The following is a 21466-nucleotide window of genomic DNA, read 5'->3' on the forward strand; positions in this document are numbered from 1 at the left end:
ACTGCACAGATTTCAATTATAGTATATTTCCGAAGAAAAATCATTGAAAAGATTTAATTTCAGAAACAGGTTTTTAATAGTATTAATGGTCTAACCAACTTTTAAAGTAGTCCTCATCTGCAATTTTCATTGCTTCTTCGGTTACCATTAGAGGCTTAAAGGTATCAACCATAACGGCGAGTTCATCACTTCCTTTTTTGCCTATGCTTCGTTCCACGGCGCCTGGGTGTGGACCGTGTGGAATCCCTGCTGGATGCAGAGATATATGACCTGCATCAATATCGTTACGGCTCATAAAATCACCATCTACATAATATAACACTTCATCGCTGTCAATATTGCTATGGTTGTAAGGTGCTGGTATACTGTCTGGATGATAATCGTACAGTCGTGGGCAAAAAGAACACACAACAAAAGCATCTGTCTCAAAAGTTTGATGTACTGGTGGCGGTTGATGAATGCGCCCTGTAATAGGTTCAAAATCGTGTATTGAAAATGCATAAGGGTAATTATACCCGTCGTAACCCACTACATCAAAAGGATGTGAGGCATAGACCATTTCAATAATTTCGTCTTTCTTTTTAACTTTCATTAAAAACTCGCCTTTCTCATCATTTGTTTCTAATTCGTAAGGCTTACGAATATCGCGTTCACAAAAAGGTGAATGTTCTAGTAATTGCCCAAACCAGTTTCTATATCTTTTTGGGGTGTAAATAGGCCTGCGAGATTCAACAATAAACAGGCGATTGTCCTCTGTATCAAAATCTATTTGATAAATAATACCTCGCGGGATTAATAAATAATCACCATATTTAAAGTCAAGATTACCTAAGTGTGTTTTTAGTTTTCCACTACCCTTATGCACAAATAACAACTCATCTGCATCTGTGTTTTTATAAAAATAATCTTTTATACTATGTTTGGGTGCTGCGAGAATAATAGTACAATCACTATTAGTCAACACAGCTTTACGACTTTCTAGATAATCATTTTCTGGTTTTACTTGAAATCCTCTAAAACGATAGGACTGAATGTTATTTTCTTTAGCAATTTTAGGTTTAACACTATATTGGTTTCTAATTTCTTTAACCATCGTAGGACGGTGCTCATGATAAGAATTGCTATACATTCCATCAAACCCAATAGTTCCAAAAAGCTGTTCACTATACAATGAACCATCTGGTTTTCTAAATTGTGTATGACGCTTGGGAGGTATTTTCCCTAATGTGTGATATAATGGCATAAGTCTTTATTTTGTAGTCTAACAAATATCGGAAAAATTAATCTCAAATTTCAAAGGTTTGATAACAGATGACGGGTGATTAACTTTTTTTGGAAAGAATACTTTTTCAAAATTTTAAAAAATTCCGATAGTAAAGAGGAAGTTTCAATTTCAAAAATTAATAATAGTGTTCTAAAATTTAATGGGTTTAAAACCTAAACCCTGCACTCACATGCCACTCTCCAGCTTTTCTCTCTGGTGAACGGGCATATTTAACCTCGACTGGGCCCATAAAAGTTTCTAATCCATAACCTATTCCAAAGCCGCTATAATCTATTCCATCAATCCACTGAGCGTCTGTTAGCAAATCATTACCCACGTTTGCGATATTGCCGAAGATTTGAAGATGACTGTTTTTAAAAATTTCATAATCAATTGACAACATAGATTTCAAATATGAATCTCCTCTTATATTCAACGCCTCATAACCATAAAAGGGAATAATATTATTTAAGTTTTTAAAACCGTACCCACCTACTAAAAAGTCTAAAGATGATGTGGAATCATCACCTATTTTAAAACCTCCCTCTGTAGTAAAGTACATTGAAAATTTATCAAGAATTTTTGTTGCATAACCAAATTTTGCTTTTGGAATTGCAAATTGCTCAAAACTATTATTACGCCCTTCTGCAAATGCATAATAATGGATATCTCCGTCTAGAAAAAAACCACTAGAAGGAAAAAATGCATCATCAAGGCTATCATATTTTGCATAGGCGAAAACACTATAATAATTAGTACTCTCAAAGACTGTACGTGGATTATTTTGATCGTCAACACCTAACGTTTCTGAAAGCAACCTTAAATATTTGTGTTCTAATCCAGTACCAATAGTAAATGTGCGTTTAAAAAGGGTTTCAAAAAATAACCGATTTGTAAAGTCATTATATTCTAACTCAAGCTCATTAAGTCCAAATGGAACAGATAATTCTCCCACTTGCACTAATGAAACTGGAATATCTTTTTCAAAAAAATCAAACGAGCTATTTAACCCAATACTCCAATAATATCCTTTGTCTATATAATAATTGGCGTTGTATCTAAAATTATCTCCAATGATAACATCTAAACTTGCAACATCGTTATTGGTTAATAACCGCTTATAAGTCAAATTTACTAATGCTGATGTACGATATAAGTCATCATAATGCACTCCAAAACGCAACAACATACGTTGATTAGTTTCCTCTACATTAAATACAACTTTATAACTGCCATCTCCATTTTCAATAAACCGGTAATCGATTGCATCATAATTTCCTGTTGCTGAAAGATTATTAACACCGTTACTAAAATCCTTATACTTAATAGTAGCTGGTAATTTTAATTTAAGTTTACCAAGCACGTACTTTTCAGTATATTTTTTAGTGCCATTTACTTCTACAGTACGAATATCAATTTCATCATTCTGCCTAAATTTAATAGCTTCTTTTTTTCTTGTTTTTTGTTGACTAGCATAATTTTTTAAAGAAATATCAAAAGCCGTGGCTGCTTCAAAACCGTTTTTAATAATTTTTCTGCCCTCATTAAATGACACAACAGAAAAATCCTTTATCTCTGGTCTAATATAAATGTCTGTCATTTCCTTCTTCTTAACCATCGCCTCAATAGTGCGATAATTGTTAATTTGAACTAAGGCATCAAATGCAGATTTTAACGCATCTTTATCTCTCAATAAATCCTGAACGTCAACTCCTATAACAACATCAACTCCTTTTTTCTTCAATTCTTCAATTGGGTAGTTGTTAACCACACCACCATCAATAAGTACTTGGTCATTTATAATTACTGGAGCAAATAATGAAGGAAGTGCTCCACTAGCTAAAATAGCCCTTGGTAAATATCCGTTTTCTAACACTACAGGTTTTCCGTTTTCAAGATTTGTTGCAACACAAAAAAATGGAATGGGGAGTTCAGAAAAATTATCGGTTGTATCTACATGCACCATCAATTTTGACAGTAGATTGTATACGTTTTGTCCTTTAGAAAGTCCAGAGGGGAATCTTATTTTAAAACCATCAAAAGGAAGCGTGACTCCGTATTTTTCGTCTTCAGACTTTTCATAAAATGTTGTTGCGCTCCGTGGAATTTCATCTTGAATTAACCTATCAAAATCAACAACTTTAAAAATAGAATCAATCTGTATTCCAGAATAGCCTGAAGCATATAACCCACCAATTATAGCACCCATACTTGTACCACCTATATAATCTATGCGCACACCTGCAGAATCAATTGCTTTTAAGACTCCTATATGTGCTAACCCCTTTGCGCCACCGCCGCTTAAAACAAGACCAACTTTAAGGTCTTTGTTTTCTATGGATTGGGCATAGGAACCACCTAATGACAATACTAATAGAAGTATGAGTATTAAATTTTTCAAATGTGCCTTTATTATTTTTTTTTGAATTCTTAAACTTTACTATATGTTGATGAATCGATATGTTTAGTCGAAACTCTCTATACTATTTTTGAAAATGAGTTATAATCTTCTTTGCCCTACTCGCTCCTACTACCTTTGCTAAGTCTTCAAAACTGGCCTCACCAACTCGCTTTGTACTTTTAAATTTCCGAAGTAATTCTATGGAGGTTTTTTCTCCAATTCCCGGTATGGACTCTAGCGTATTGTTTAATGCTTCTTTGCTTCTAAGCTGGCGGTGAAATGTGATACCAAAACGGTGCGCCTCATTCCTTAATTGTTGGATAATCTTTAAAGTTTCGCTTTTTTTATCAATATACAAAGGGACAGGGTCATCTGGATAGAATAACTCCTCTAATCTTTTTGCAATTCCTATAATTGCAATTTTTCCTCGCAACTCTAGAGCGTCAAGTGCTTTTAAAGAAGATGACAATTGTCCTTTACCTCCATCTATAATTATAAGCTGTGGCAAGGGCTGTCCCTCCTCTTTTAGCCTTTTATACCTGCGATAGACCACCTCTTCCATCGAGGCAAAATCATCTGGACCTACTACAGTTTTAATATGAAATTTACGATAGTCTTTTTTACTTGGTTTTCCGTCTTTAAATACTACGCATGCAGCAACAGGATTTGTTCCTTGAATATTACTATTATCAAAGCATTCAATATGGCGTGGCTCTTCACTTAAACGTAAATCTATTTTCATTTGTGCCATAATTCTATTAGCATGCCTGTCTGGATCTACAATTTTAGCTTGCTTAAAACGCTCCATTCTATAATACTTGGCGTTACGAATAGAGAGATCGAGTATTTTCTTTTTATCTCCTAGTTTAGGAATATGAAAACTTATACCTGCTTCAAGATTAATTTTGAATGGAAGGTACACTTCTTTTGATTGTGAGTTAAAACGTTGTCGCAATTCCACTACCGCAAGCTCTAACAACTCAGCATCACTCTCATCTAGTTTTTTCTTTATCTCTAGGGTATGACTTCTAATAATTGCACCAAAACTTAATTGCAAAAAATTGACATAACCATAGCTTTCATCACTAATGACACTAAATACATCAACATTATTAATTTTAGGATTTACAACCGTAGATTTAGCTTGATAATTTTCCAGCACATCTATTTTGTCTTTAATTCGCTGGGCATCTTCATACAGCATTTCTTCAGCATACTGTTTCATTTGGGTTTTAAATCTAACTAGAGACTCTTTAAAATTCCCTTTTACAATATTTCGGATTGCTTCAATATTTTCATTGTATTCGGTTTCAGAATAAAGCCCCTCACATGGCCCAGCACAATTACCTAAATGATATTCTAAACACACTTTATACTTGCCGTCTCTTATTTTATCTTCGGCTAAATCATAATTGCAGGTACGCAAATTATACAAGCCTTTAATTAAATCTAGCAACGTGTGTACAGTTTTCATACTCGTGTACGGCCCGTAATATTCACTACCATCTTTTATAAGGCGGCGTGTGGGGAATACACGTGGAAAACGTTCGTTTTTAATACAAATCCAAGGATACGATTTATCATCTTTAAGCAGTACGTTATACTTAGGCTGGTATTTTTTAATAAGATTATTCTCTAACAGAAGAGCATCAGTCTCCGTAGCTACCACAATATGTTTAATATCAACAATACGCTTAACAAGCATGCGCGTACGTGCATTATCATGCTTTTTAGTAAAATAACTATTAACGCGTTTCTTCAAATTTTTTGCTTTCCCTACATACAATAACTTCCCATCTTTATCATAATATTGATAAACTCCGGGAGAGTCTGGAAGCGTAGAAATTTGTAAGGTAACAGAAGCTTGAGCCATAGCGTAAAGATAATGGCTTTCCTTTTTTTAGCAGAAATTTTAAGGGTGCAATAAATGTTAATTTATATAAAAATTTGTCCTTAAATTTCAAGAAAGAGACTATTAAAGTCTTGATTGAGTATTATCATTAATCTATAAAAAGGAATGTTTCACCTGTTAATAAAGGGTTAAATGCACAATAAATAAAACCTAATGTTAAGCACTTGCGTAGTTTTACTAAGTATAAAACTCAATGCACCAACCGCTCACTTTTTTAAAAAACACTATAATTGTCTTCTTGGCAACGTCTTATCTATTGACGCCACTTGCTGAAGCTATTGTAGAGGGGATGCATAAATTTTCGCATGCAGTGTCAAAATCGACAGCGCACCACCATCACGGCAACCACCATAATGCACATGGCCACGAACACGAGACTATTTCATTTATAGCCGAGCTTTTTTCAGACAAACAGCAAAATAATAACAACGATAAAATTCCGTCGGTTAAAATAGACAAGCATTTTTCTGAAATTTCTTACTCATTAAAAACCCCCGAAAGAATATTTAGAACTCATAATTTTAACTACGAGTTCAATGAAGTCACATTTCCGAAGTCCTTAGACGCTCCACCTCCCGAAGTATAATTTTTACATAGAAAAACAAAATCACTTTGCTAGACAAAAAAGGGTATTTCCCATTTTGTATTAGCTGTGTTGTTATTCATTTTTATTAAAAAATTATACCCATGAAATTCAAATTATTATGGGGTGTACTACTTTGCTTTGCAACAATGCAAGCGCAATCGCTCAAGGGCATTGTAGTAACCCAAAACAATATTCCACTTGTAGATGTGGCAATATTTAATGCTACAAAAGGTAGCCACTCACACACTAACCAAGCGGGAGAATTTACACTTGACAATGTCACGGTAAATGACAAAATATCTTGCTCCTATTTAGGATACGGTACCGTTTATTATACCGTAGAAGAAACAGATTTTAGCAACCCCGTTACTATCACATTGACACAAGGTGCTGTTTCACTTTCTCAAATTGTACTTACTAACGAAATAAATACGCTTAACCAAATTGCAGCCGTTGACCTCAACAAAAATCCTGTAAAAAACACGCAAGAAGTATTGCGTCAAGTACCCGGATTATTTATAGGACAACACGCAGGAGGAGGAAAAGCAGAGCAAATTTTCCTACGTGGATTTGACATTGACCACGGGACAGATATTAGTCTTACCGTTGATGGAATGCCAGTAAACATGGTATCGCACGCGCACGGGCAAGGATATAGTGACCTTCACTTTTTAATCCCCGAAACGGTAAAAAATATTGAATTTGGGAAAGGTCCATATTATGCGAAAAAAGGAGATTTTACCACGGCAGGTTATGTTGACTTTAGCACAAAAGAACGGATTGACAACAGTAGTATATCTGTTGAATATGGCGATTTTGACTCTTTTAGAACTGTGGGATTATTCAACGTTTTAGACACTGAAAAAAGCGACGCATATATTGCTGGGTCTTTTAATAGTTTTGATGGGCCGTATGACTCTCCTCAAAATTTTAACCGTATTAATTTAATGGGGAAATACTCTTATCAACTTCCTCAGGACCAGAAAGTAACAATTACCGCTTCGCATTTTCAAAGCAAATGGGATGCGAGTGGACAAATCCCGCAACGTGCCGTAGATGCTGGATTGATTGGACGTTTTGGCGCTATTGATGATACTGAGGGTGGTAATACGAGTCGATCAAACATCTTGATTGCCCATGAAAAGCAAATTTCAGAAACCAAAAAACTGGTAAGCAGCGCTTATTTTTCGCACTATGATTTTGAGTTGTTTTCAAACTTTACGTTTTTTCTCGAAGACCCTGTAAATGGCGACCAGATTCGTCAATTTGAAGACCGAAATTTAATGGGCTTTCAAACGGCGTTTACAGAACAAACATCATTGCTAGAAACACCTTTTGAATATACTGCCGGTGGTGGGTTACGATACGATGATGTTGATGATATACAGTTATCCCGCACAAAAAACAGACAGGAATTACTAGAGCGTCTTGCCTTTGGTGATGTTAATCAAATGAATGCTTTTGCATTTTTGAATACGGAATTTGACTTCGGAAATTTTAAACTCAATCCAGGTGTGCGTCTTGATTATTTTAAATTCGATTATGTAAATAGATTGAGCGAATTGTATGACAATAAAAGTGAATCAAAAGTTTTTGCGAGTCCAAAACTGAACTTGTTTTACAAAGCAAATAACAACATTCAATTGTTTTTAAAATCGGGTATTGGGTTTCACTCAAACGATGCGCGCGTTGTTGTTGCTAATAGTGGCGAAGACATTTTACCCGCGGCCTACGGCGCAGATTTAGGTGGAATTTTTAGAGCCAATGACCGTCTTATTTTTAATGCTGCCTTGTGGACATTATTTTTAGACCAAGAATTTGTGTACGTGGGAGATGCCGGTATCGTTGAGCCTAGCGGAAAAACAAGACGTTTGGGCGTTGACGTTGGCGCACGTTTTGAAGCGCTGGACTGGTTGTACTTTTTTGGCGACATTAACTACACCTACGCAAGAAGCACCGAAGAGCCTAGTGGACAAGACTACATTCCGCTAGCGCCAGATTTAACGAGCACCGGTGGTGTTACTTTTGAGGATTTGCAAGGTTTTTCTGGCGGACTCAATTACCGCTATTTAAAAGACCGTGCGGCAAACGAGGACAACAGTATTATTGCCGAAGGGTATTTAGTGACAGATTTTAATGTGAATTACACATATAAGAATATAGATTTTGGAATTATTATCGAAAATCTTTTTGATACCGAATGGAACGAAACCCAATTTGCTACAGAAAGCCGTTTATTCAATGAGCCAGAACCTGTGGAGGAAATTCATTTCACCCCGGGAACGCCTTTCTTTTTGAGAGGAAAAGTAACGGTGAACTTTTAAATTAAGAGTGACGAATTACAAAGAGAAAAATGAAACCTCTTAGATTTATTGATCTAAGAGGTTTTTTTAGTAGTAATGTCTGGTTGAGCGAATCGAAACTTACTTTACGAAAACGAATAGTTCTCGACTGCGCTCGAACGGATGTTTAGCTTTAAACCAAAATACTTTTTTATCTATATTTTCAACTTACTCTTTTAATACTTGAAACACGCCAGTTCCTTGCGCTGTAGTGACTTTTATAAAATACATTCCTGCCGCTAAAGAAGAAACGTCCACCACTTTTCCATCTGCGGAAATTTGTGCTGTTTTAATTTCTTGCCCTAGCGTATTTAATATTTGTAAGCTCTCAATAGCAAACGCTGTTTGGATGTTGAATTTTGTTTGTGTTGGGTTTGGGTAAATTATCACATCATTTAACAAATTATCTTCTATCCCCAGTTCATCCACATAGGTTGTTGATGTTACATTTGTTAATACGGGTGGGTTGAAATCAAAATAGATGTCTGCGCGGTTGTTCACCTCATCGCCTAAAATAATACCGGGAAGTGGCTTTATTTTAAACGTTACATACCCATTACTACCCTCTGGGTCATTGATCTCTGCGGGAAGATTTATATTGTCAAAAATAAAATCTATCTGCCCTTCGATAAGTGTAGTTTCCATGTCATGGCTTGCCGTTAATACTCTAAAAGTAGAAAAATCTAAGAGCTCATCCAGCACATCTACCACGCGCACATTGATTGCACTTGCTGTTCCCAAATTTTGGAAACGCACAATGTAATGTAAATATTGGTCTGCATCCTCAACCAATATTTGATGTCCTTGTACACATGTTTTATCGTTAGGGTCAAAAGAGTTGACAATGACCTGCGGAAAGTAAAATTCATTATCCTCTGGCGTGGCATCGCCAGCCGTAGGACTAATCGTTACTGTAAATGGCAAAACATCGCCACTTTCATTTACGGGTGGTTGCTCTAATAAAAAGGTAGCTTCAATCGTGCCTTCTTGAAAAGGAACCAACGTACCCACATTAAAAGTCAAGGTGCTTGTCGTTTGACCCGTAGGGCTTGGTGCTGACTCCACAAAATCTACTTGCACATCGCTAAAAGCAACCGTAACATCTCCCGTCAATGTTGTTGTACCTACATTTTCATACACAATTTCATACTGCGCTTCAAAGCCAGGTCTTGCTGCATTTATTGGGAAAATAGCAACAGTTAAATCATTTGCAGTAGTGTTGGGTTGTACACAAAAATCTGCTGTTTGTGTTTGATCAAAGCCTACAAATGTGTTTGTGGCGGTTGCGGGATTGGTGTCAAAATATGGGGGTAATCCTAGGACTTGCGTGATGTAGGTATTTTCTGAAACCGTAATCTCATATTCTCCATTCTCATTACTACTATTAGCAAAGTTGCTTACACCATCTGTTGCGTTTAATAAATAATTTGCCACGCCATAGCTACCAGCACCACAATTATTGCCATTGGCGTCATAGGTTACAGTGCCCTCAATACGGTTTAACTCACCGTCAGCAAGTGAACAATCTTCTACAAATGAAGTAAATGGTGGAATGTTCCAGTTTTGGGCTGTGGCTTCGTTAACGTCGTCTACACAGATGAAGTTTAGGTTGGGGTTGTTTTGAGCGGTTATATTTAAATTTTCTAACGTAGTGTTTTTTAAATTCATTGAATTTAAATCAAGTGAGCCATCAACAGATATTTGCGATATATTTATATTGTTTGAAAAGTCTAAGTTCTCGAACTCAGAGTTATTTAAGGATATTTCAGATAAATTTATATTTTGAGACAAATCGATTGTTGACAACGAGGTATTATTACACTCAAAATAATCTAGTAATGTCAAATTATCAATATCTAAAAAAGGGATGTTTAGGTTGTTAATTTCTAATTCATTAATTAACGGATTATTACTCAAATCAAGTTCTGATAATGAAGTGTCACTTAAAATTAATCTTTCTAAATTAACGTTTGAAGACAAATCAATTGTAGCTAAGTTTGTGTCCACTAAAGACAACACTTTTAAATTTGTATTGTTACTTACATCAACTGTCGTTAAATCATTACTATTAAAAAAAAACTGTTCTAATAAAGTCAAGTTGGATATATCAACAGTATTAATTTCTTGATTTCCTATTTTCAATATTTTCAACTCGTTATTTTCTGATACATCTATGGAAGACAAATTATTACTAGAGATTGATAGCTCTTCTAAATTGATTAGAGTGTTCACATTAAACTCTGTAATACTATTACCAACTATTTGAATTTTAGTTAAGTTAAACAATGAAGATACATCTAGACTTGTAATATTTGGGTTGCTAAGTGATATAAATGTCTCCAAGCTCGTAAGGTTTTCAATATCAAAATCATCTATTAACGTCCACCAAACATTTAGCGTTTTCAATGATGAAGTATTTGGAATTTCTAAATTTGTCAAGACCGGATTAATACTATTTCCCAAAAAAACGATTGTTTCTAGATTTATATAATTAGACAGGTCAAGTTCGGTTAAATTTGACCGTTGAAAACCAATATATTTTAGATTTAAGCTATTGGGTAATATAATATTTTGAACATTTTCATCATTTAAAAAGAATATCTCTAAACTCACTAATGCAGTTAAATTAATCTCATTAATTCCATTATTCTGTATTCTTAGATTTTTGAGATTTATAAAAGCCTCTAGTCCAGTTAAATCACTTATTCCACCTTGATTTAGTCTAAGTTGAAAATCAGCAAAATTCTCAGCCTCTGAAACTTGTATCTCTCCATCCCCGTTTGTATCAATTGGAGGGTTGAAATTTAATAATGCATTTTTAAAATTAACATCAGGAATATTCACAATCTGTGAAAAAGAAGTCGCTGTAAAAATGAGGGTGATGCAAAGGAGTAAAAATCGAGTCATAGCAATGTTTTCAAAAAATATCACTAAAGAAAAATAAAAAAATGGAGGAAGGGTGTTAATTTGTTAGAAATTTGCATTTTTATTGAAAAAGCGAAGTTTGTGTAATCTAAAATCCTAGTATTCTTTTCGTATCTTTGGGTATAAAGCACTGTTATGACTACAATATCCATAAAAGAAGAATTACATTTTGACCGCACCTCTTTTGATACATTAGAGGAGTTTCAAATGTATGTACTACTTAAACAAAACAATCAACAATTTACAGAAGAGCAAGTTGCTTTAGTTAAAGAACGTATTGCAGAAGCAGATCTTTGTGAAGAACCTGGATTAACTTGGGAACAGGTAAAAAAAGCATTAAGAACAAAAAATGCATAAGGTTTCAATTAGACCTTTGGCACTTGCTGATATTGATAATATCGTTGATTTCTACAATGATTTGAATAACACCCTTTCCGAAGATTTAATTTCTGAATTAGATATTTGTATACATACAATATCAAAAAATCCTCAAGCATTTCAAAAACGGATTGAAGATGCCAGAATCATCTACTTAAAGAGGTTCCCGTATGGGATTTTTTATAAAATATACCCTAAAGAAGTACGTATAATTGCAGTAATTCACACAAGCAGAAATCCAAACATTTGGAAGAAAAGATAAATGTTGCTTCATCTAAAAAAGGATGCATTGTATTATACCTTACAATGCAGTACATCATATTTTAACACACATTTAATTCCCCATCCCAAATACAATTTGATTTTTTTCTACCTTGCAACTACTAAGCACTTTTTATGAATATTGCTGTTTTATCGCGGGGCGAAAATTTGTATTCCACGCAGAGTTTAATCAAAGCTGGAGAAAAACGAAATCACGATATTGAGGTCATCGACCCCACGTATTGTAATGTGATGATTCAAAAGAATAAAGCCTTATTGCAATATCACGATGAAATAGTTGATGACTTGCATGCTGTTATCCCTAGAATTGCATCTTCAAACACTTTTTACGGTACTTCTTTAGTACGTCATTTTGAAGCGATGAAAGTGTTTTCTACCGTTTCATCCTTTGGGATTCTTGAAGCTCAAGACAAATGGGCTACCTTTCAAATACTTGCAAGTGCTGGGATTCCCATGCCCAAGACAACGTTAGGTTCGCATTATTATTTGGCTGATTTTTTAAAAGATTTTGGCGAAGGCCCGGTGATTATAAAGCTCGTATCTGGAACACACGGTAGCGGTGTTATCCTCTGCGAAAACTATAAAAATGCGCTTTCGACAGTTGAAACATTACAATCAACACAAACAAAGTTCGTAATGCAGGAGTATATTGAAGAGTCAAAAGGTAGTGATATTCGTATTATTGTAGTTGATGGTAAGGTAGTTGCATCTATGAAACGAAAAGCGGCAGCAGGAGATTTTAGGTCTAATTTACACCGCGGAGGTTCTGGTAATCCTATTGATTTGAGTGATGCAGAAAAGGAGATTGCTATAAAGGCTGCAGAAGTTTTAAAATTAGGCGTGTGTGGTGTTGATATTCTTCAATCAAAAAAAGGACCTTTATTGTTAGAAGTAAATTCGACTCCAGGGTTGGAGGGTATTGAAACAATTACAGGAATTGATGTTGCAGGAAAAATAATTGAGTATATTGAGAAAATGGTCAATAGTAAATGATATGTGGCTGATGAAAGATAATTATTGATGGAAAATTTTTAAAAATTACCCACCTAAGTGGATATAAATATGAAAGAAAAAAAAATTAAAAAAGAAATAGGGCGCGTTGATAAAGCAGATTTTCCACTATTAAAATTAGAAAATATTGATATTAAAATTGATACTGGAGCTTTTACTTCTAGTATTCACTGCAAAAATGTAATTGTTGAAAATAATTATTTAAAATGTACTTTTTTAGATGAAGAACACCCTTCATATCATGAAAAGGAATTTATCTTTGATGCGTATGATGTGCGCGTAGTTCGTAGTAGTAATGGCGAAACACAAACCAGATATCGTATATTGACCGAAATTATTCTTTTTAATCAAACATATCCTATTTTTTTAACCCTAAGTGATCGAGGTGAAATGAAATACCCAGTACTTATAGGGAGAAAATTTCTGAATAAAAAATTTGTTGTAGATATTAATGCAACAAACAAATCCTATAAATTAAAAACTAAAGTCGCATCAAACTAAAATTTCCGAAGCATAAAAAAATCGGTAATCAAGCAAAAAAACACTCATGAATATTAAAATTTTATCTGCAAACGCAAATCTTTATTCTACAAAAAGACTTCTAGAAGCTGCTAAAAAAAGAGGGCACGATATTGAAGTTATTAATCATACCAAATGTGATATTGTTATTGAGAAGAAAAATCCAGTGATTTATTACAAAGGAAAACAATTAGATAAAGTTGATGCAGTAATACCAAGAATTGGAGCTTCAGTTACTTTTTATGGAACTGCTGTGGTAAGACAGTTTGAGATGATGCACTGCTTTACTACTACAGAGTCTGTTGCATTAGTACGTTCTAGAGATAAACTGCGAAGTCTTCAAATTTTATCTCGTGCTGGTTTGGGGTTACCAAAAACAATTTTTACAAACTATAGTAAAGACGTTAAACATATAGTAGATCAAGCCGGCGGCGCACCTGTTATCATCAAATTACTTGAAGGAACACAAGGGATAGGTGTAATTCTAGCCGAAACAAAAAAAGCAGCAGAATCTGTCATCGAAGCTTTCAATAATTTGCAAGCAAGAGTAATTGTACAAGAGTTTATTAAGGAAGCTGGTGGTGCAGATATTAGAGCTTTTGTTGTGGATGGACAGGTAGTAGGCGCTATGAAGCGTCAAGGTAAAGAAGGTGAGTTTAGGAGTAATCTTCATAGAGGTGGAAGTGCTTCTGTCATTGAACTTACTGATGAGGAAGAACGTGCAGCTCTTAAAGCGGCAAAAGCAATGGGTCTAGGTATTGCGGGTGTTGACATGCTTCAATCGTCTCGTGGACCGCTAATTCTTGAAGTTAATAGCTCGCCAGGACTTGAGGGTATTGAGACGGCAACAGGTAAGGATATTGCTACAATTATTATTAAGTATATTGAGCGTAATGTAGATTAGAAGCGTTCATTACAACTGTCGTTCTATAATTTAAACTTTAAAACATACTCTAAATTTTTTGCAAAATATATGTCTATAGATAATACCGATTTAATAATTCTTGGCGAAAAAGTAAAACTGGGAGAAAGCAAGACTATCAATTTTAGTTTTGCAAAACTTTATACCTCTACTAATGTAGAAATCCCTGTAATTATTGAACGCGCAAAAATTCCTGGACCTACAATTTTATTAACTGGAGGTATTCATGGAGATGAAATTAACGGTGTTGAGATCGTTAGACAAATAATTGCAAAGAAAATAAACAAACCCGCTAAGGGGACTATTATATGCATACCTATTCTTAATATTTTTGGATTCTTAAATGCAGAACGTGCCTTCCCAGATGGTAGAGATTTAAACCGGGTTTTTCCTGGCACAAAGACAGGCTCATTAGCAAGTAGAGTTGCATATCACTTTTCTAAAGAAATTTTGCCCCTTGCAGACTATTGTATGGATTTTCATACTGGAGGATCACAACGTTTTAATGCAGCACAAATAAGAGTATCTCCTAATAATAAAAGGTTAGTAGAATTAGCAGAGGTTTTTAATGCGCCATTCACCGTTTTCTCATCAAACATGGGAAAAACATACCGTTCAACATGTGAGCAAATGAATATTCCTTGTCTGCTTTTTGAGGGTGGGAAATCACTTGAAAGTAATAAAAATATTGTAAAAGAAGGGGTTGAAGGTATTCTAAGAGTTTTGGATCATTTAGGGGTTTTAAACTCAAATTTTTCACCAGAAGTAGCACAAAAAAAACCTGTTATCATAGAAAAAAGCAGATGGGTTCGAGCACAGCGAAGCGGACTTTTGCATGTAAAAATTGACTGCAATAAGCATGTTAAAAAAGGTGAATTTCTTGCGACAATTACAGACCCATATGGAAAAATGCGTTTTAAAGTTACTGCTCCTAACGAAGGCTACATAATAAATGTAAATCATGCACCCATTGTTAATCAAGGTGATGCAATTTTTCATTTATCCACTTCAATTAATGATCCTGCAGGATCAGAAGAAATTGAAAATTAATGGACAAAAGAGCTTTAAGAGAAAAATACAAAACCTTACGTGCTGCACTTGGTGAAAATGAGCTTGAAGATTTAAGCTTAGCCATTTCAAATAATGCACTACAATTGCCTATTTGGGACGCCACAAACTACCATATTTTTCTCCCTATCGCTGGCAAAGCTGAGGTTAACACTGAGTATTTATTGCATATTCTACAAGGAAAAGACAAAACAACTATAGTTCCAAAAGCCCATTTTAAAACGGGCGAAATGACACATATTTTACTACAAGAAAATACCGTGTTAAAGCTAACAGGGCATGGTATTCCAGAACCAGAAAATGGAATTGAAGTTACCCCTCAAATTATTGAGGTGGTCTTTGTACCATTATTAGCATATGATAAAAAAGGAAATAGAGTGGGCTACGGAAAAGGATTTTACGATAGATTTTTGAGCGCTTGTAAACCCTCTTGTATTTTTGTAGGATTGTCTTTTTTTGAACCTGAAAATATGATTGAAAAATCAAAATTTGATATCCCTCTTCATTATGTTATCACCCCAAGCAAAAATTATACAATTAGCGAACTTTAATGTTCCTCTAATAAAAGTTAATTAAGCAGCAACATTTTCGGTTTTCTTTGGGAATGCCTTTTTGTTAAATACTAACAATAAACCAACTCCCGTACTTATTGCCACATCTGCAACATTAAATACTGGGTCAAAGAATGTAAATGGTTTTCCGCCCCAGATAGGTATCCAGCTAGGCAACACACTATCATATAAAGGGAACGATAACATGTCTACAACTTTACCATGAAATAAGGTACCATACCCACCTTCCTCTGGAAGAAACGTTGCTACATTACGCACACTATCTTCAAATAAAATACCGTAGAAAACAGAGTCAATTATATTTCCCATAGCTCCTGCAAAAATTAATGCAATAGCAACTAGCAATACATTTGAAGCGTTTTTTCTTGCACTATCCCATAGCCAATAGCCTATACCAACAATTGCAACTAGCCTAAATAAAGTTAAAAAAAGCTTTCCATAAGTTCCTGGAATTTTTGCTCCCCAAGCCATGCCTTCGTTTTCTACAAACAAAATTCTGAACCAAGAAAACACTTCGACTTCTTCATGAAGTTGAAATGTAGTTTTTATATAAATCTTTGAAATCTGATCAATCAATAAGACCAAAACTATAAGAAAAATCGACTTTTTTATTGACATAAACTGGGTATAATTGCTGGCAAAAATAACACTATTTTTCGGTTTGGGTTAAGGATATATTTCCGTCCCTACTCTCTACGGAAATGTTAGTCACATGACCCCTAGAAAGATTGTTTAAAACAGTTCCGTTTTTTGAAATACCAACGCCCGAAACGTTTCCTATTACAGCTATATCAACATCACCAATTAACGTCATGATTGTTGCATTTCCGAAGTAATTACTAATAAAACAATTGCCACGTTCTAATGAAACATTTAAATTTTTGAAAACTCCACGCCCCCAAAACGAACCAATATCTGATCCTATTTCAACATTCATTTTTTCTGGAATTCTATATTCTAAAATAACCGAGAGTACTTTGTGAGCCGAAAGCTTGTCATTAATAGCGGTAAAATATGGTGCGTATTTTATACCTAGCTGTAGTTTGCTTTGATTATCCTGCTCAGTAATCATCACATCATTTGAAGTCTCTCCTGCAATGGTTGCCTTTAGAGAAATGGTGTTTCTACTTTCGGCAATAACATGAATTTCAAAAACGCTGTTTCCATTAATCACTAAGGTTTTAAGTGATTTAGCATCGTATTGTTTCTCAAGTATTTTTTGGGAATGAACAGTTGCAGTTAGGAACAGCAATAAAAGTGTGGATGTTATAAATTTTGGCATAAAAATAAAAAACGCCCTAATTTAAGTTAGAGCGTTTATAGTATAATATTAAATAAAAGTTATGCTTGCATATTTTTTGCTTCAATGCTCAATGTTGCATGAGGCACTAACTTTAAACGCTCTGGATTAATTAATTTTCCAGTTACACGACAAACACCGTATGTTTTATTTTCAATACGAATTAACGCATTTTTAAGGTCACGTATAAATTTTTCTTGGCGTATTGCAAGCTGTGATGATGTTTCTTTGCTCATCACTTCACTTCCCTCATCAAAGGCTTTGAATGTGGGAGAAGTGTCATCTGTTCCATTATCACTATCGTTTCTGTAAGCGCTTTCAATTAAATCTAATTGTTCTTTAGCGGCAACTATTTTTTCTTTGATTAGATCTCTAAATTCTGCTAATTGTGCATCACTATATCTTGTTTTTGATTCTGTTGACATAAGTTTTAAATTTTGTTAATCTTCAATTTGGTTGTAATTCCATCAAAAGCAATTTCTGTTCCATTTGCTACATCCTCCTCAAATTGAAGCGTGTCTGTTAGTGTTTCCTCTTTAATATAAGTTACATTTTCGGTAACTGCTTTTTCGAGCATTTCCTCTCTTTGTAACGTAACAATAATGTGATCTGTTACTTCAAAATCACTATCCTTTCTTAAATTTTGAATTCGATTAACTAATTCTCTTGCAACGCCTTCATTTTTTAAGCTTTCAGAAATCGTTACATCTAGAGCAACCGTTATTCCTGCGTTGTTTGCAACAAGCCAACCTTCAATGTCTTGTGAGTTGATAATCACATCATCAAGTGTCAATGTAGTGTTTTTTTCTGAAATGTTAAGCGCCATCTCACCATCTTTTTCTAACAATTTTATTTCTTCTTGTCCAAATCCTTGAATTGCAACGGCAACCATTTTCATGTCCTTACCAAAACGTGGTCCAAGTTTTTTAAAATCTGGTTTGATTTGCTTTACTAAAATACCTGATCCTTCATCAATCAGCTCTATCTCTTTTACATTTACTTCACTTTTAATCAAATCACTAACTGCTTCAATTTCTTTTCTAGTAGCTTCATCAAGCACTGGAATCATAATTTTTTGAAGTGGTTGACGAACTTTAATTTTCTCTCTTTGACGTAACGATAAAACAAGCGATGAAATTGTCTGCGCTTTTTGCATTCTGCGCTCTAAGCTACTATCGATTAATGCAGTGTTAGCTTTAGGAAAATCACTTAAGTGAACAGATTTATGGTTTTGATCACCCTTAGTTACGGCAGTTAAGTCCTTATAAAGCCTATCCATAAAAAATGGTGCAATTGGAGCTCCTAGTTTTGCAACTGTTTCAAGACATGTGTATAATGTTTGATACGCACTTATTTTATCTTCTGCATAACTACCTTTCCAAAAGCGCCTTCTACTCAATCGTACAAACCAGTTACTTAGATTTTCTCCTACAAAATTTTGAATCGCTCTTGCAGCTCTTGTTGGTTCATAATCAGAAAAAGCTTCATCTACGGTTTGAATCAAAGTATTTAATTCACTTAAAATCCATCTATCAATTTCTGGTCGTTTTTCGTTACTAATATCTGCTTCAGAATAATTAAAATTATCCAGATTTGCATACAAGCTAAAAAAACTGTATGTATTATAAAGCGTACCAAAAAATTTATTACGCACTTCACTTATTCCATCAAGGTCAAACTTTAAATTATCCCAAGGATTTGCATTACTTATCATGTACCAGCGCGTAGCATCTGGCCCATAAGTTGCTAACGTTTCAAAGGGGTCTGCCGCATTTCCAAGACGCTTAGACATTTTCTGTCCGTTTTTGTCAAGTACAAGCCCATTACTTACTACATTTTTATACGCAACATCATCAAATATCATTGTCGCAATTGCATGTAATGTGTAAAACCATCCACGTGTTTGGTCAACACCCTCTGCGATAAAGTCTGCTTTACGCCATGTATTCTCTACTTTTTCTTTATTCTCAAAAGGATAATGCCATTGCGCATACGGCATTGAACCACTATCAAACCAAACGTCAATAAGATCTGCCTCACGTTTCATGGGTTGCCCAGTTGCAGAGACTAAAACAATACCATCCACAATGTTTTTATGCAAGTCAACTTTTTCATAATTTTCTTCTGAAAAGTCACCCACATTAAAGCTCTCGTAAATATCATTTGGCATTAAGCCAGCCGTGACTGCTTTTGCCATTTCGGCTTTTAATTCTTCTATACTACCAATGACGATTTCTTCTTTTCCGTCTTCGGTTCTCCAAAGAGGTAATGGAATTCCCCAATAACGTGAACGTGATAAATTCCAGTCGTTTGCATTTGCTAACCAATTACCAAAACGACCTTCTCCTGTTGCCTTAGGCTTCCAATTAACTTCTTTGTTCAACTCATGCATACGATCTTTAAAGTCTGTTACTTTAATGAACCAAGAGTCTAATGGGTAGTATAAAATTGGTTTATCTGTTCGCCAGCAGTTAGGATAACTATGGACGTATTTTTCAACATGAAATGCTTTATTTTCGGTTTTTAATTTAATTGCCAATTCAACATCAATACTTTTTTCTGGTGCTTCGCCATCATTGTAATATTCATTTTTGACATATTTTCCAGCAAATTCGCCCATTTCAGGTCTAAATTTTCCTTGTAAATCTACCAATGGCACTAAATTTCCGTCTTCGTCCTTTACGAGCATTGGAGGAACCTCAGGTACTGCTTGTTTTGCAACGAGTGCATCATCTTGACCAAAAGTAGGTGCCGTATGCACGATTCCCGTTCCATCTTCAGTAGTCACAAAATCACCCGCAATAACTCTAAAAGCATTTTCAACTCCTGCATCTGGAATTGCGTAATCTAATAATTGCTCATAGCGAATATCAATTAAATCTGCGCCTTTAAATTCTTTAAGAACACAAAAAGGGATTTTTTTATCTCCTTGCGTGTATGCGTCAACAGCATCTTCATTTTCAGTTTCAGTGTATTTACCACCAAATTGTTTTCCAACTAAATTCTTTGCAAGAATTACATTGATAGGCAAAAACGTGTATTGATTAAATGTTTTAACAAGCACATAATCTATTTTAGAACCTACTGTCAATGCTGTATTACTTGGCAATGTCCAAGGCGTGGTTGTCCATGCAATAAAGCAAATATTGTTACTAACCTCAGCTAAAAAATCTGGTAATGTGTTAGGCACAGCCTTAAACTGAGCTACCACCGTAGTATCTGTCACATCTTGATAGGTACCTGGCTGGTTTAACTCATGACTACTTAATCCTGTTCCTGCTTTTGGCGAATATGGCTGGATAGTGTAGCCTTTGTAAAGTAAATCTTTGTTATAAATCTGTTTTAGCAACCACCAGACAGATTCCATATATTTTGGTTTGTAGGTAATGTATGGGTCTTGCATGTCTACCCAATAACCATACTCCTCCGTCACTTTGTTCCACACATCTGTATAACGCATTACTGCTTTTCTACAGGCGTCGTTATAAGCTTCGACAGAAATTTTCTTTCCAATATCCTCTTTTGTAATTCCAAGTTCTTTCTCAACCCCTAATTCTATTGGCAAACCATGCGTATCCCAACCTGCTTTACGGTCAACCTTAAATCCCTTTTGAGTTTTATAGCGACAAAAAATATCCTTAATGGCGCGTGCCATTACGTGGTGAATACCGGGCATTCCATTTGCAGATGGTGGGCCTTCAAAAAACACAAAAGGTTCTGCTCCTTCACGAATAGCAATACTCTCTTCAAAAATATTTTCTTCTTTCCAAAAATCGAGTATTTCCTCGCCCAGTTTTGGAAGGTCCAATCCTTTGTATTCTTTAAATTTTGTTGCCATTTGTGGTTCTGTATTTTTACCTTGATTTTTCAAAAGCTTTTCAAAGAGTTTTTTTTGAATTCTGAAATTTTAAATGCATTAAAATTTCAGAATCAATTATATTCCATTTTAAGGGTGCGAATTTACAGAATTTTGATTTAAATGTA

General features: G+C 34.8%; 17 protein-coding genes. 9 read left to right on the plus strand and 8 right to left on the minus strand.

Going from position 1 to position 21466, the window contains the following annotated elements; all coding sequences use genetic code 11:
• Positions 1-82: 82 nt before the first annotated feature.
• From GB234_RS01100 to uvrC, 3 genes are all read right to left on the minus strand, one after another.
• Positions 83-1243 carry a homogentisate 1,2-dioxygenase gene (locus GB234_RS01100; protein ID WP_151892664.1) on the minus strand — a complete coding sequence of 387 codons (1161 nt, stop codon included), beginning with the start codon at positions 1241-1243 and terminating at the stop codon, positions 83-85.
• Between the two features lie 187 nt (positions 1244-1430).
• The gene (locus GB234_RS01105) at positions 1431-3665 is read right to left on the minus strand and encodes a patatin-like phospholipase family protein (RefSeq protein WP_151892665.1); all 2235 of its coding nucleotides are present in this window, start codon (positions 3663-3665) and stop codon (positions 1431-1433) included.
• Between the two features lie 82 nt (positions 3666-3747).
• Positions 3748-5538: an excinuclease ABC subunit UvrC gene (uvrC, locus tag GB234_RS01110; protein WP_151892666.1), complete on the minus strand. Its 1791-nt coding sequence runs from the start codon at positions 5536-5538 to the stop codon at positions 3748-3750.
• A 232-nt stretch (positions 5539-5770) separates the two neighbouring features.
• Here uvrC and GB234_RS01115 point away from each other — a divergent pair, with 232 nt between their 5' ends.
• Together GB234_RS01115 and GB234_RS01120 are read left to right on the plus strand one after the other, a co-directional pair.
• Positions 5771-6163: a hypothetical protein gene (locus GB234_RS01115; RefSeq protein WP_151892667.1), complete on the plus strand. Its 393-nt coding sequence runs from the start codon at positions 5771-5773 to the stop codon at positions 6161-6163.
• 101 nt (positions 6164-6264) lie between these two features.
• Positions 6265-8487, plus strand: a complete 2223-nt coding sequence (locus GB234_RS01120; protein WP_151892668.1) for a TonB-dependent receptor — start codon at positions 6265-6267, stop codon at positions 8485-8487.
• Between the two features lie 186 nt (positions 8488-8673).
• On the opposite strand, the gene GB234_RS01125 is transcribed toward GB234_RS01120, so the two are convergent.
• Positions 8674-11412 (minus strand): DUF7619 domain-containing protein, encoded by a 2739-nt coding sequence (locus GB234_RS01125; protein WP_151892669.1) that lies wholly within the window; start codon positions 11410-11412, stop codon positions 8674-8676.
• Positions 11413-11565: 153 nt separating this feature from the next.
• On the opposite strand from GB234_RS01125, the gene GB234_RS01130 reads away from it, so the two are divergent.
• The 7 genes from GB234_RS01130 to GB234_RS01160 all read left to right on the plus strand — a co-directional run bounded on the left by GB234_RS01130 (position 11566) and on the right by GB234_RS01160 (position 16161).
• On the plus strand, positions 11566-11787 hold the full coding sequence (locus tag GB234_RS01130) for a hypothetical protein (RefSeq protein ID WP_151892670.1): 222 nt from the start codon (positions 11566-11568) through the stop codon (positions 11785-11787).
• Positions 11780-12070: a type II toxin-antitoxin system RelE/ParE family toxin gene (locus GB234_RS01135; protein WP_151892671.1), complete on the plus strand. Its 291-nt coding sequence runs from the start codon at positions 11780-11782 to the stop codon at positions 12068-12070. Before GB234_RS01130 ends, GB234_RS01135 begins: the two co-directional genes overlap by 8 nt.
• A 134-nt stretch (positions 12071-12204) precedes the next feature.
• The gene (locus tag GB234_RS01140) at positions 12205-13083 is read left to right on the plus strand and encodes an ATP-grasp domain-containing protein (RefSeq protein WP_151892672.1); all 879 of its coding nucleotides are present in this window, start codon (positions 12205-12207) and stop codon (positions 13081-13083) included.
• Positions 13084-13152: 69 nt separating this feature from the next.
• On the plus strand, positions 13153-13602 hold the full coding sequence (locus GB234_RS01145) for an ATP-dependent zinc protease family protein (RefSeq protein WP_151892673.1): 450 nt from the start codon (positions 13153-13155) through the stop codon (positions 13600-13602).
• Between the two features lie 46 nt (positions 13603-13648).
• The gene (gene rimK / locus GB234_RS01150; RefSeq protein WP_151892674.1) at positions 13649-14524 is read left to right on the plus strand and encodes a 30S ribosomal protein S6--L-glutamate ligase; all 876 of its coding nucleotides are present in this window, start codon (positions 13649-13651) and stop codon (positions 14522-14524) included.
• A 69-nt stretch (positions 14525-14593) separates the two neighbouring features.
• On the plus strand, positions 14594-15592 hold the full coding sequence (locus GB234_RS01155) for a succinylglutamate desuccinylase/aspartoacylase family protein (RefSeq protein WP_151892675.1): 999 nt from the start codon (positions 14594-14596) through the stop codon (positions 15590-15592).
• Positions 15592-16161: a 5-formyltetrahydrofolate cyclo-ligase gene (locus GB234_RS01160; protein ID WP_151892676.1), complete on the plus strand. Its 570-nt coding sequence runs from the start codon at positions 15592-15594 to the stop codon at positions 16159-16161. Before GB234_RS01155 ends, GB234_RS01160 begins: the two co-directional genes overlap by 1 nt.
• Positions 16162-16182: 21 nt before the next feature.
• Here the strand turns inward: GB234_RS01160 and GB234_RS01165 are convergent, their stop codons facing one another.
• Genes GB234_RS01165 through ileS form a run of 4 tightly spaced genes read right to left on the minus strand, consistent with a single transcriptional unit; the run spans position 16183 to position 21320 of the window.
• A complete protein-coding gene (locus tag GB234_RS01165) occupies positions 16183-16800 on the minus strand; it encodes a lipoprotein signal peptidase (RefSeq protein ID WP_151892677.1) in 618 nt (205 codons plus the stop codon).
• Positions 16801-16831: 31 nt separating this feature from the next.
• The gene (locus GB234_RS01170) at positions 16832-17464 is read right to left on the minus strand and encodes a hypothetical protein (protein ID WP_151892678.1); all 633 of its coding nucleotides are present in this window, start codon (positions 17462-17464) and stop codon (positions 16832-16834) included.
• 59 nt (positions 17465-17523) lie between these two features.
• Positions 17524-17907, minus strand: a complete 384-nt coding sequence (locus GB234_RS01175) for a TraR/DksA family transcriptional regulator (protein WP_151892679.1) — start codon at positions 17905-17907, stop codon at positions 17524-17526.
• A 5-nt stretch (positions 17908-17912) separates the two neighbouring features.
• Entirely contained in the window at positions 17913-21320 is a 3408-nt protein-coding gene (gene ileS, locus GB234_RS01180; protein WP_151893722.1) for an isoleucine--tRNA ligase, read from the minus strand.
• Positions 21321-21466 lie beyond the last annotated feature (146 nt).

It is taken from the genome of Patiriisocius marinistellae, assembly GCF_009014635.1.
GTDB classification, from domain to species: Bacteria; Bacteroidota; Bacteroidia; order Flavobacteriales; family Flavobacteriaceae; genus Patiriisocius; species Patiriisocius marinistellae.